The 11,508-nt window shown below is 42.6% G+C and carries 11 protein-coding genes; 7 read left to right on the top strand and 4 right to left on the bottom strand.

Going from position 1 to position 11,508, the window contains the following annotated elements; translation table 11 throughout:
* From VF500_RS08790 to VF500_RS08775, 4 genes are all read left to right on the top strand, one after another.
* The coding region (locus tag VF500_RS08790) for a nicotinate-nucleotide diphosphorylase (protein ID WP_414688568.1) at positions 1–316 on the top strand (316 nt) is incomplete at its 5' end.
* A gap of 103 nt (positions 317–419) precedes the next feature.
* The gene (gene plsY / locus VF500_RS08785; RefSeq protein ID WP_330859318.1) at positions 420–1,073 is read left to right on the top strand and encodes a glycerol-3-phosphate 1-O-acyltransferase PlsY; all 654 of its coding nucleotides are present in this window, start codon (positions 420–422) and stop codon (positions 1,071–1,073) included.
* 5 nt (positions 1,074–1,078) lie between these two features.
* Positions 1,079–1,879 (top strand): M48 family metallopeptidase, encoded by an 801-nt coding sequence (locus VF500_RS08780; protein WP_330859317.1) that lies wholly within the window; start codon positions 1,079–1,081, stop codon positions 1,877–1,879.
* Positions 1,880–1,926: 47 nt separating this feature from the next.
* Positions 1,927–2,496: a DUF2071 domain-containing protein gene (locus tag VF500_RS08775; protein WP_330859316.1), complete on the top strand. Its 570-nt coding sequence runs from the start codon at positions 1,927–1,929 to the stop codon at positions 2,494–2,496.
* Positions 2,497–3,034: 538 nt separating this feature from the next.
* Here VF500_RS08775 and tnpA read toward each other — a convergent pair.
* A complete protein-coding gene (gene tnpA, locus VF500_RS08770; RefSeq protein WP_330859315.1) occupies positions 3,035–3,502 on the bottom strand; it encodes an IS200/IS605 family transposase in 468 nt (155 codons plus the stop codon).
* Positions 3,503–3,766: 264 nt separating this feature from the next.
* On the opposite strand from tnpA, the gene VF500_RS08765 reads away from it, so the two are divergent.
* Positions 3,767–4,564: a DUF3050 domain-containing protein gene (locus VF500_RS08765; protein WP_330859314.1), complete on the top strand. Its 798-nt coding sequence runs from the start codon at positions 3,767–3,769 to the stop codon at positions 4,562–4,564.
* A gap of 82 nt (positions 4,565–4,646) precedes the next feature.
* Here VF500_RS08765 and VF500_RS08760 read toward each other — a convergent pair whose 3' ends face one another.
* Both VF500_RS08760 and VF500_RS08755 read right to left on the bottom strand, forming a co-directional pair.
* Entirely contained in the window at positions 4,647–5,483 is an 837-nt protein-coding gene (locus VF500_RS08760) for an aminotransferase class IV (RefSeq protein ID WP_330859313.1), read from the bottom strand.
* Between the two features lie 72 nt (positions 5,484–5,555).
* Positions 5,556–6,593 (bottom strand): RluA family pseudouridine synthase, encoded by a 1,038-nt coding sequence (locus tag VF500_RS08755; protein ID WP_330859312.1) that lies wholly within the window; start codon positions 6,591–6,593, stop codon positions 5,556–5,558.
* A 75-nt stretch (positions 6,594–6,668) separates the two neighbouring features.
* Between VF500_RS08755 and VF500_RS08750 the strand changes: the two genes are divergently transcribed.
* Entirely contained in the window at positions 6,669–7,559 is an 891-nt protein-coding gene (locus tag VF500_RS08750) for a 1-aminocyclopropane-1-carboxylate deaminase/D-cysteine desulfhydrase (RefSeq protein WP_330859311.1), read from the top strand.
* A 278-nt stretch (positions 7,560–7,837) separates the two neighbouring features.
* Here VF500_RS08750 and VF500_RS08745 read toward each other — a convergent pair whose 3' ends face one another.
* Entirely contained in the window at positions 7,838–9,874 is a 2,037-nt protein-coding gene (locus VF500_RS08745) for a PAS domain S-box protein (protein ID WP_330859310.1), read from the bottom strand.
* A 567-nt stretch (positions 9,875–10,441) separates the two neighbouring features.
* Between VF500_RS08745 and lat the strand changes: the two genes are divergently transcribed.
* On the top strand, positions 10,442–11,508 hold a 1,067-nt coding region (gene lat / locus VF500_RS08740; protein ID WP_330859309.1), incomplete at its 3' end, for an L-lysine 6-transaminase.

Below are 11,508 nucleotides of genomic sequence, written 5' to 3'. Positions count from 1 at the left end.
TATTGAAAGCGCTAATCAATACCTGGTAGATAACGGAAAAAAACTGGCCATTGAAATTGAGGTTCGTAACCTTGATGAGTTGGAGCAGGTTTTGCAAACCGGTAACGTAAACCGCATATTGATAGATAACTTTAATTTCGACAACCTGCGGCAGGCCGTAGCTATGATCAAGGGGCGTTTCATTACTGAAGCTTCGGGGGGCATCACCATTGATAACATTCGCGAATATGCCGATTGCGGGGTCGATTACATTTCTGTTGGTGCGCTTACGCATTCGGTTAAAAGCCTTGACCTTAGCCTGAAAGCTGTAAAATAGGGTAATTAAAATATCAAATAACACATCATTAAGCAAAGTTTAGTGGTAAAAGCGCTTAGATTAAAACGCTTTTACCGCTTCAATTTTGTAATATTGCAGGAGAATGATAACCGTTTACTCTGTTACAGCGCTTATAATGGCTTATCTGTGCGGCTCGATACCAACGGCTGTTTGGATAGGTATGGCTTTTTACAAAGTGGATGTACGCGAGTACGGAAGCGGTAATGCCGGTGCTACAAATACTTTTCGTGTGCTTGGCAAGCAGGCAGGCATCCCGGTGATGATGATTGATATATTTAAGGGCTGGGCAGCTACTAACTTTGCTTACTTTATTGGTGCATCTGCTACAGGTGCCATCAATTCAACTGCTTATACCAATTATGAGCTGGCTTTGGGGATAGCTGCTGTTATGGGCCACTTGTTTCCGATCTTTGCTGGCTTTAGAGGAGGTAAAGGTGTTGCCACTTTGTTTGGAATGATTTTGGCTATACATTTTCATGCCGCCTTACTCTGTGTTATTGTATTTATAACGGTGTTACTGATCTCAAAATATGTGTCGCTTAGCTCAATTGCAGCTGCCTTTACTTATCCTATAGGCGTTTCTTTTATCTTTCCTACACCTATACGATCGATAGTAATTTACGGCATGTGCATTTGTGTGCTTGTGCTGGTAACCCACCAAAAAAATATTGAGCGCTTAATAAGGGGCAAAGAATCGAAAGTTAATTTTTTTAAAAAGAAAGCAACAACTGCCTGATCATCATGAAAAAGTTTAAACCTGTATTAGTCCTGATAGCTGTCATGGCTATCTTTTCATGTTCAACTGTGCCGCTAACCGGCCGTAAACAATTAAGCCTTGTTGGCGATGCCGAAGTAAACCAGTCGGCCGCGGCAAGCTATAAACAACTGCTTACCGATCCTAAAACCAAAGTGGTAGCCACCGGTTCCGATGCGCAACGCGTTAAAGTTATTGGTAACAGATTAGCGGCAGCCATTGAAAAATACCTTAAAGAAAATGGCTATGGTGATCAGTACAGCTTTCAATGGGAGTTTAACCTGATCCAGAGCAGTGAGGTTAACGCCTGGTGTATGCCCGGTGGTAAAGTGGCTGTTTACAGTGGATTACTGCCTGTAGCTAATACCGATGCCTACCTTGCCGTAGTTATGGGCCACGAAATTGGCCATGCTATTGCGCGTCATTCGGCCGAGCGTATTTCACAAGAAATGCTGGTACAAGGCGGTGGACAGTTAGTAGGCGCGGCCACAAGCCAGCAATCGCAGGCAACACAAACTGCTATAAGCACTTTATACGGAGTTGGAAGCCAACTTAAATTACTGGCTTACTCTCGTAACCAGGAATCGGAAGCCGACCGTTTAGGTTTAACTTTTATGGCTATGGCCGGTTATGACCCGCATAATGCCATTGCTTTTTGGCAGCGTATGGCCGCACAAAATAAAGGCGGTGCCCAACCCGAGTTTTTGAGCACACACCCTGCTGATGCTACCCGTATTGCTAATATCCAGAACCTCATACCCGAGGCTATGAAATATTATAAAAACTAATCATTAATAATAAGTCCCGCCTCAAAAAAGGCGGGATTTTTCTTTTTATGGCTAAGAGTGAATTTCTAAAAGCACAATGGAAAAACCTTGTAATGCTCAATTACGAGGTTGATGCCGCGATATTAAAACCATACATCCCTGCCGGTACGGTACTTGACCTTTGGGAGGGAAAAGCTTTGGTAAGTATGGTTGGCTTCATGTTCCTGGATACACAGGTTTTGGGGATCAAATGGCCATGGCATGTAAATTTTGAAGAGGTGAACCTGCGTTTTTATGTGCGGTATTATAACGGTACCGAATGGAAGCGCGGCGCTGTTTTCATCAGTGAGATAGTTCCCAAAAGCATGATCGCGCTTATTGCCAACAATCTTTATAAGGAACATTACCGTGCCTTGCCTATGCGTAGCTCCATTATTGCAGGTGCAGATAATCATACTCAATTTTTATATGAGTGGAAGCTTAACGGCCGCTGGAATAAACTTGGCGCTACTGCGAGTAATGAGTTAGTTGACATCAAACCCGGGAGCCCGGAGGAGTTTATTTTGGAGCATTACTGGGGCTACAACGGTTTAAACGCCACCAAAACGATGGAATACCAGGTTGAGCATATCTCCTAGCAAACCGGCCTGGTACGCGATTATGTTTTTGATGCGGATATAACCGCGCTCTATGGAGAAACATTTAAATCATATCTTGAAAAAGAGCCTGTCTCGGCTTTTTATGCGCTTGGGTCGGATATTACAGTGCGGATGGGGGAGAAGATAGTGGTGGGTGAGTGAACTGGATTAGACCCTCGGTGACCTCGTAAGCTACAAGGCTCGGATAAGGTGATATTTATGCAGCTGGATTGTTAAACATGCTAAGTTGCCCCAGAGGGCAATGTCATTAAGTTAAGGGAAATCCCCCAGAGGGGGCACAGGTTTGTAGTAATATCATATACCGAAAATAACCGTGCCAGAGGTACGGAACACTCGGAGTTGTGTACCTCTGGCACACTAAGACAAACAAATTTTTAATTTCTACAAACCTTTTGCACCTCTGGTGCAACCTATCAATCCCTTAACTTAATGACATTGCCCAGAGGGGCAAAAGGTTTGTAGAAAACATCAGCAAGCTATTTAGAGCCCCAGAGGGGCTCAACATAAATCAGCAGGTCTATTGAGGTAGTTTGAAAATATATTGCTCATCAAATTCGATATTAAAGTCATTTAACATTCTTCTGTATTCATCTAAAAATGTTGTTTTTTGATGATGCTCTTGTTGATTTGCTATATAATTTACCACTTTATCAACTTGTGATCTGCTATGACTAAAAGCTCCGTATCCATCCTGCCATAGAAATTTTTCATTCGCTAACTTTTGCTTATTGATCCATTCGGATGAATCGCTTTTTATAAATCTTACAATTTCAGAAATAGATTGATTGGGATTTAAGCCGATAAATAAATGAAGGTGATCAGGCATATTATTAATGGTTATTAATTTGTGCCCTTGGTTTTGAATAATCGAAGTTATATACATTCTTAATCGCTCTGCCCAACTATCCTCAATTAATGCCAGACGATATTTTACTGCAAAAACGATGTGGATATATAATTGGGAATAGGTGTTGTTATTTGCCATGTTTCGTGATCAGGTTTGTTAAGTTGAGCACCTCTGGTGCTCAGTCAAATTTACTTTATTTTTCTACAAACCTTTTGCCCCTCTGGGGCAGCATTGCGAAATGCTCAACACGAATTATCATAATTAACATATTTATTTGCCATATACAAAGGATACCTATTGTTTACAATGTTATTGTCCTATCACCACCCCGTCAAAAAAAATAATCACTTCATTAATAATCACCTTGTTTGCTATTTTTGCTGCCCATACAATTTTTGATACATGGCAAATTACAGCAACCGAATTGCACATTTAAAAAACGAGATCCAGCCTTTACGCGACCAGCTTATCCATCACGAGCTATATAAAAATATTACCTCGCTTGATGAGCTTACCGTTTTTATGGAGCACCATGTGTTTGCTGTTTGGGATTTCATGTCGCTGTTAAAAGCTTTGCAGCAAAAGCTTACTTGCACCGTTACGCCATGGATGCCCACAGGTAATGCCAATACCCGTTACCTGATCAATGAAATTGTTGCAGGCGAAGAAAGCGACATCGACGAACAAGGTAACCGCGCAAGTCATTTCGAGCTCTATCTGCGCGCTATGCAGCAGGCTGGCAGTACTGCCGAGGGTATCAATAACCTGTTTAATGAGCTGAACTTCGGTAAGCATATTGATGAGGCGCTGATCATTGCTAATATCCCCGTAGCCGCCCGCAATTTCGTGCAGCATACCTTTGATGTTATCGATACTAATAAAGATTACCTGCAGGCGGCCGTATTCACTTTTGGTCGTGAAGACCTGATCCCTGATATGTTTGTGAGCATAGTAAAAGAGCTAAGCCGGCAGTTGCCGGGCAAGGTTGATATCCTGTTATATTACCTTGAGCGCCACATTGAAGTTGATGGCGATCACCATTCCCAACTCGCCTACCAAATGACCGCCGAACTTTGCGGCGAGGATGACAGTAAATGGGCCGAAGCAACTTTGGCTGTTAAGGAAGCTTTGCAGGCACGTATAGCGCTTTGGGATGGGATATTAGAGGCGATAAATATGCACGAGATAAGCCCCCTCTAAATCTCCCCCGGTAGGGGAGACTTTTTGTTTACGTGATAAAAATATTTAAAAGCCCTCCCTTCCGGGGAGGGTTGGCTGGGGCTTACAATTTATTCAACTCATCCATCAGCACTTTGCTGTACTGATTAAAATAACGCCTTACACCAAAGCCCATCACGGTTTGTATGCCGCGGGTGGCATTGGTTAAAAATACCTCATCAGCTTCGTATAAAATATCCGGGTTGATCTGGGCTTCGGTTATCTCAATGTTATTTTCCTTTGCCAGCTTAATTACCACCTGGCGCATAACGCCCTCAACGCAGCCTTCGCTTAGTGCCGGGGTATATAAATGATTTTGGTAATTGATGAAAATATTGGAGCTGCTGGCCTCGCAAAGGTTACCACTTTGGTTCAATAAAAACACATCATCAAGCTTGTTCTGAGTTTTGTACAAGCTTGCCATCACATAAATAAGCGAGTTACAGGATTTAATGTTTGAAAGATAATTGGATGGCTTGGGTAGCTCTGTAAACACATCCATGATCAAACCTTTTTCATTCAAAAAATACCGTGGCTCTTCTGATGCGGTTAGTTCCAGGCAATAGCCCATCTTGTTTTGAGTAGGGGTGTACAATCCTTCTGCATCTCGGTAAACGGTTAGGCGCAGCCTGCCATGTTTTACTTTGTTTCGGCGGGCAAGCTCATTGACAATATCGTTCAGAAACCAGGTGTCCATTTGCGAATAACCATCAATTTTAAGGGCTTTCATGCCACGTTGAAGCCGGTCGGCATGCAGTTCGGCAAACTTCAGTTTTCCCTTCATTAGCCGCATGCTTTCAAACAGGCCGTCGCCATATTTAAAGCCCCTGTTGCCAATAGAAAGCAATGGTGTGTTTTGAGGGAGATATTCGCCGTTGAAATTGATGAATACGGGCATCATGGACAGGTAGATATTATAATTTGATCGTGCTTATTTGGTTACCGGGTATTGTTTCTCTTCTTTATCTAACGTCTATTGCTTCGTATCTGTATCACTGTATTTTCGCCATTTTGCAAGCACGGCCTCAAAATCAGCCGGCAGGGGCGATTCAAAATGCACCTGCTTTTTTAACGTAGGGTGTAAAAAGCCCAGCGTTTGCGCGTGCAGGGCCTGCCGTGGCATCAGCTCAAAACAGTTTTCAACAAACTGCTTGTACTTGCTGAACATGGTACCCTTCAAAATTTTATCGCCGCCATAAGTGGCATCACTAAATAAAGGGTGACCGATATGCCGCATATGCGCCCTGATCTGGTGGGTGCGACCGGTTTCCAACTGGCACTCGATCAGGGTAACATACCCCATGCGCTCCAATACTTTATAATGCGTTACCGACCATTTGCCTTTTTCAGGATCATCATATATCGACATTACCCGCCTGTCGGCAACGCTGCGACCAATATAGCCGGTTACAGTGCCGTCTTCAGGCAGATCGCCCCAGGCAAGCGCTATGTATTTGCGGGTGATGGTATGATCAAAAAACTGCTTAGCCAGCCAGTTCATGGCACGCTCATTTTTGCTGATGAGCAGCAGACCTGAAGTATCCTTATCAATGCGGTGTACCAGTCCTGGTCTGCCATCATTACCCGGCAAGGTTGGCAATTGCTGAAAATGATATACCAGCGCGTTCACTAATGTACCCGTATAATTGTTATAACCGGGGTGTACCACCATGCCCGCTTCCTTATCAACCACCAGTACATCATCATCTTCATAAATAATATTGATGGGGATGTTTTCGGGGTAGACTTCTGTATCACGGGGAGGGTGCGGTAATACCACCGAGATCACATCAAGCGGCTTTACTTTATAGCTTGCTTTAATGGTTTTATCGTTCACCAGCACATTGCCCAGTTCAATAGCATTTTGAATGCGATTGCGTGAAGCGTTCTCTACGCGGTGCATCAAAAATTTATCAATCCGCAAAAGCGACTGGCCCTTGTCAACCACTACGCGTAAGTGCTCGTACAAGTCCTGTTCTTCCTGCTCTATAAGTTCGGGTTCGTGTGCCATTTGAGGCGCAAAAGTAATCGTTTTTTGTGGTAGGTTAAACGTAATATTGCAATAGCATTAAGGCCGTATTATTTTATGAACATTGATCTTGAAATTTTTAGCCCGGTACAGCAAATCAACAGCCCTCTGTTTGATAGCCATGGCGTAAAAGTTTTTATCAAGCGTGATGACCTGATCCACCCCATGATATCGGGCAATAAATGGCGTAAACTCAAATATGTGCTTAAACAGGCTCAAACTGAAGGGAAAACACACCTCGTAACCTTTGGCGGTGCTTACTCCAACCACCTGATGGCTACAGCAACTGCCGCGGCACAGTTTGGTTTTAAATCTACAGGTATTGTACGCGGCGAAGAGGTTGATAACGACACGTTATTTTTATGCCGTTTGCATGGTATGAAACTCCAATTTACAGATCGTGACAGCTATCGTGATAAGCCAGCCCTGTTCAATCAATATTTTGGCCATGATGATCAGGCATTTTTTATTGACGAAGGTGGCGCATCTGCCGAAGGCGCCAAAGGTTGCAGTGAACTGGTTGATGAGCTAACGGAAAGCCATGATCATATTTTTTGTGCCTGCGGTACCGGTACAACTGCTGCAGGTATCATTAACGGGTTAAACAACCATCAGCTTAAAACAAAATTCAACGCAGTCCCGGTATTTAAAAATGGTGGTTTTATTAAGGAGGAGATAGATCGTTTTTTAGCAGGGCCCACAGATTACAATATATACACAGATTACCACTTTGGCGGCTATGGCAAAGCAAATGACGAGCTTATCGGTTTCATTAAACAATTTGTAGCTGCCACAGGTATATTGATCGAGCCTGTTTATACCGGTAAAATGATGTATGCCTTATATGACCTGATAGGCAAAGGGCACTTTGAACTCGGCAGCAAGATCCTGGCAATTCATAGCGGCGGCATTTGGGGCTTATTGGGGATGAAAGAAAAATTTAAATAGCGCTAATCACACGAATGGGTTCGAATTTATATGAATGCCAGGGAAATCGCTTTTAAAATGATCAAACCTGTGAATAGAAGGGGAGTGAAAAATTTTTATACGAATTGATTTTCAAATTGGCCACAATTAATCGGATTACACGAATTTTTTATTGATGCCGATTTGAAATTCGCGTAATTCGATTAATTTGTAAAAATTTCTTATCTATCCTCCTTCAATAGTTTAAAAGCAAGTTCCCTGATACGAATCAGAATAATTCGTGTAATTCGTTCTAATTGTTAGGCGTCATGCAAATCATTCGTGTTTATTGGGATCTCAAAGTAAAAGGTAGACCCCTCGCCGTAGATGCTTTCAACCCAGAGCCTGCCCTGGTGGCGGGTAACTATTTCCTGGGAGATATACAGGCCAATCCCTAATCCCGACATATGGGATGCCAGATTTTCGACCCGGTAAAAACGCGAAAATACCCGCTCCAACTGATCGGGTTGGATCCCGATGCCAAAATCCTGAACCGAAATCCTTAGTTTATTATTGATCACTTCAGCTTCTACGATCACTTTATCTGCCTTGGGCGAATACTTAATAGCATTTGTTACCAGGTTAATGATCACCTGTTCAATACGCTGGCTATCGGCGTTGATAATTAATTCTTGGGCAGGCAAGTTTAAAACGAGCTGATGTGAGGGTTCGGTTTGCTGCAAGATCTCCCTCAATTCGGTAAGCAGCCTGATCACATTAAAATCAGCATAGGTAAAAGGCAGTTTGCCCGTGTGAATTTTAGTAACATCAAGTAAATCGGATATCAGGGTTGTTAACTTGCCCACCTGTTCCAATGCCCTGCCGGCCAGTGCCTTGTTTTTATCCTCGGGCGATAGATTGCGGGTGATGATCTGCAAATATCCTTTCAGGCTGGTAACCGGGGTTTTTAACTCGTGGCTTGCAAGCCCTATAAATTCGTCCTTTTTTTCATTAAGCTGTTTAATATCCTCGTACAGTTTGGCATTATCGAGCGCTACCGCCGCCTGGGCAGCAACGGCCAAAACAAGTTGCTCATGTTCTTTAGTAAACCTGGCCGGTTGTTCGTGCCCAAAAAATAACCCGCCAATTACCTTGCCCGATTTGGCCCTTACCGGGACCGCGAGATAACTTACCACAGGAAGATGTCCTTTGGGCATGCCAAAATGTGGGGCATTTTTTCCGTAACGCGGGTCTTTGGTAATATCGTCAACCCGCACCGTTCCCTCGCCGCTAAAAGTGGGATGAAAAACTGCTGTGTTACGCGGCATGCCGAATTTTTCAAATGCCTCGCGCGGTGCTCCCGAAAGGGTGAACAGCATGTATGATTCGCCCTGCTCATTAACCAGGTTATGAAAAAAAGCGCCAAACTGCGCACCGCACAATTGTGTAGTAGCATCGGTAACTTTTTGCAGGATATTTTGAATATCCAGTTCCGCCGAAATAACTTGTCCTATTGAGTTTAAGATCTCCAGTCGTTCGGCATATTGCTGTAACCTCTCTTCAGATTTTTTTTGCCTGCCTATGTCACGTATTATTTTTGAAGCCCCTATTACCTTATTGTTGCTGTTTCTGATGGGCGATATGGTGAGCGAGATCTGTATTTCCTCGCCGCTTTTTGTTTTGCGGATAGTTTCAAAATGTTCTATCCGCTCATTGGCCCGTATTTTACTAATGATCAGTTCTTCTTCATTGTAACGGTCTTCGGGTATCAAAACCGTAATGTGTTTACCTATGATCTCATCCTCAGTATAACCAAATAAACGTTGGGCCGAGTTATTCCAGCTGGTAATGATACCGTCCAGGGTTTTACTCACAATGGCATCTTCAGATGATTCAATGATAGATGCCAGCATACCCTGCTTTGATTCGGCGTTTTTTTGTTCGGTAATATCTATAAGTGTATTGGCTGCACCTGTTAGTTCACCCTTTTCATTAAAAAGGGGCTTGGGGTTTGACAATATATAACTTGTAGTACCATTAGGGCGTTTAATAAATATTTCCTGCTGTTTTACGGCTTTGCCATATTTTAATACCCTGCCTGTGGGCGTTTCTTCAGATTTTAAGGGGAGCCCGTCAGTGTTAAACATTTCCCAGTTTACATACCATTTATCTTTGTTAGCCTCGGGTGTTTTACCCCAAAGCTTTACAGCCGCTTTGTTAAAGGAGGTTATATAGCCATCCTTATCGCAGGTATAAACAGCAACAGGCAGGTCTTCAAGTAGATCCCAGGTGGCCAGATCGCTGAAAGTTACTTTTGTGGCTGGTTTCGGTTGGTTGGCAGGTAATGGTTCTCCCATGTTTTTATATATGCTCCTTGAGGAGCATATGTTACGAATTTACTATTAAAATATCCATCCAACGCCAAATTAATTAAAAAGAAAATATCTGTTTGAATCTGACGGGCAATTTAGGAGAAATCGTTTTTAAAAAGTGTTTAACTATCAAAGCAGGATAGATAAGAAATTTTCAAACCATTTTTTCCGAATTGATCGAATTACACGAATTTCAAATCGACATCAATAAAAAATTCGTGTAATTCGATTAATTGTGACCGATTTGAAAATCAATTCGTGTGAAAATTTTTCACTCCCATTTATTCAAAGGCCTGATCTTTTTAAAGGCGATTTACCTGGGCCTGATTTAGGCGAATATAGTATCGCCTTTAATTATTATCGGGCGATAAAAGTAGTTTTCGCCTGTCTTTTTTTATAAATATTTTCATAAAAACAGGTGTACCGGTTTTGAGTTTGGTACAAAAAGTAACTTTAAACAATTTAAAGTTACTTTTTTGTCAATCGGTTCAAAAACCGCTTAAATTTTGATTTTAGGCGGTTTTTGTTAAATTTGTAATAAACCAAATTGATATGTACAACCTACTTGTTTCTCCGCAGGATGTACAGGCTTCGCTTCAGAAGCATGTACTGGCCGATGGCTTCGACCTCACTTTTGATATGGAAAAAAGTAAGGGTGTTTATATTTACGATGCAAAATATAACCGTACGCTGCTTGACTTTTTTACCTGTTTTGCCTCAGTACCTTTAGGGTATAACCATCCCAAAATGCTGAATGATGAAGAGTTTAAAAAGAACCTGATGCTTGCGGCCTTAACCAATCCGTCAAACTCGGATATATACACAACACAGTACGCCCAATTTGTTGAAACATTTGACAGGATCGGGATCCCCGAATACCTGCCTCACGCTTTTTTCATTGCCGGTGGTGCCTTAGCCATTGAAAACGCCCTGAAGGTAGCAATGGACTGGAAGGTTCAGAAAAACTTTGCCAAAGGTTATACCAAAGAAAAAGGCTTTAAAGTATTGCACTTTGAACATGCTTTTCATGGTCGCTCGGGTTATACATTGAGCCTTACCAATACGCTGCCTAATAAAACCAAGTGGTTTGCCAAGTTTGACTGGCCACGGGTATCTGTGCCTTATATGAATTTCCCTTACAGCGATGCCAATCATGAAGACTTGCTAAAAAGAGAACAGCTATCGGTAGCGCAGATCAGGAAAGCATTTGAAGATAATAAGGATGATATATGCGCTATAATAATTGAGCCTGTACAGTCAGAAGGCGGTGATAATCATGTACGTAAGGAGTTTTTAGAGAAACTGCGTGAACTTGCTGACGAGTACGAAGCACTACTGGTATATGACGAGGTGCAAACCGGTGTTGGTTTAACAGGCAAATTTTGGTGTCATGAACATTTTGGTGAAAAGGCGCGTCCGGATATCCTGGCCTTCGGCAAAAAGATGCAGGTTTGCGGTATCTTGGCCGGTAGGCGCATTGACGAGGTGGAAGATAATGTGTTCAAGGTATCATCACGCATAAACTCAACCTGGGGCGGCAGTTTGGTTGATATGGTGCGCTCGTCAAAAATAATGGAGATCATTGAGGAGGATAGCCTTTGTGACAATGCAGCAGCCAT

The organism is Mucilaginibacter sp. (assembly GCF_036383575.1).
In the GTDB taxonomy this organism is placed as follows: domain Bacteria; phylum Bacteroidota; class Bacteroidia; order Sphingobacteriales; family Sphingobacteriaceae; genus Mucilaginibacter.
Note: the sequence above shows the minus strand (reverse complement) of the source record. Positions and strands in the feature narration are given on the sequence as shown.

Bases quoted from the DNA above. Each gene is read 5' to 3' on its own strand.
- VF500_RS08775 (WP_330859316.1), top strand. From the start codon at position 1,927: ATGGCTAAGAGTGAATTTCTAAAAGCACAATGGAAAAACCTTGTAATG.
- VF500_RS08755 (WP_330859312.1), bottom strand. From the start codon at position 6,593: ATGGCACACGAACCCGAACTTATAGAGCAGGAAGAACAGGACTTGTAC.
- VF500_RS08780 (WP_330859317.1), top strand. From the start codon at position 1,079: ATGAAAAAGTTTAAACCTGTATTAGTCCTGATAGCTGTCATGGCTATC.
- VF500_RS08745 (WP_330859310.1), bottom strand. From the start codon at position 9,874: ATGGGAGAACCATTACCTGCCAACCAACCGAAACCAGCCACAAAAGTA.
- VF500_RS08765 (WP_330859314.1), top strand. From the start codon at position 3,767: ATGGCAAATTACAGCAACCGAATTGCACATTTAAAAAACGAGATCCAG.
- VF500_RS08750 (WP_330859311.1), top strand. From the start codon at position 6,669: ATGAACATTGATCTTGAAATTTTTAGCCCGGTACAGCAAATCAACAGC.
- plsY (WP_330859318.1), top strand. From the start codon at position 420: ATGATAACCGTTTACTCTGTTACAGCGCTTATAATGGCTTATCTGTGC.
- tnpA (WP_330859315.1), bottom strand. From the start codon at position 3,502: ATGGCAAATAACAACACCTATTCCCAATTATATATCCACATCGTTTTT.
- VF500_RS08760 (WP_330859313.1), bottom strand. From the start codon at position 5,483: ATGATGCCCGTATTCATCAATTTCAACGGCGAATATCTCCCTCAAAAC.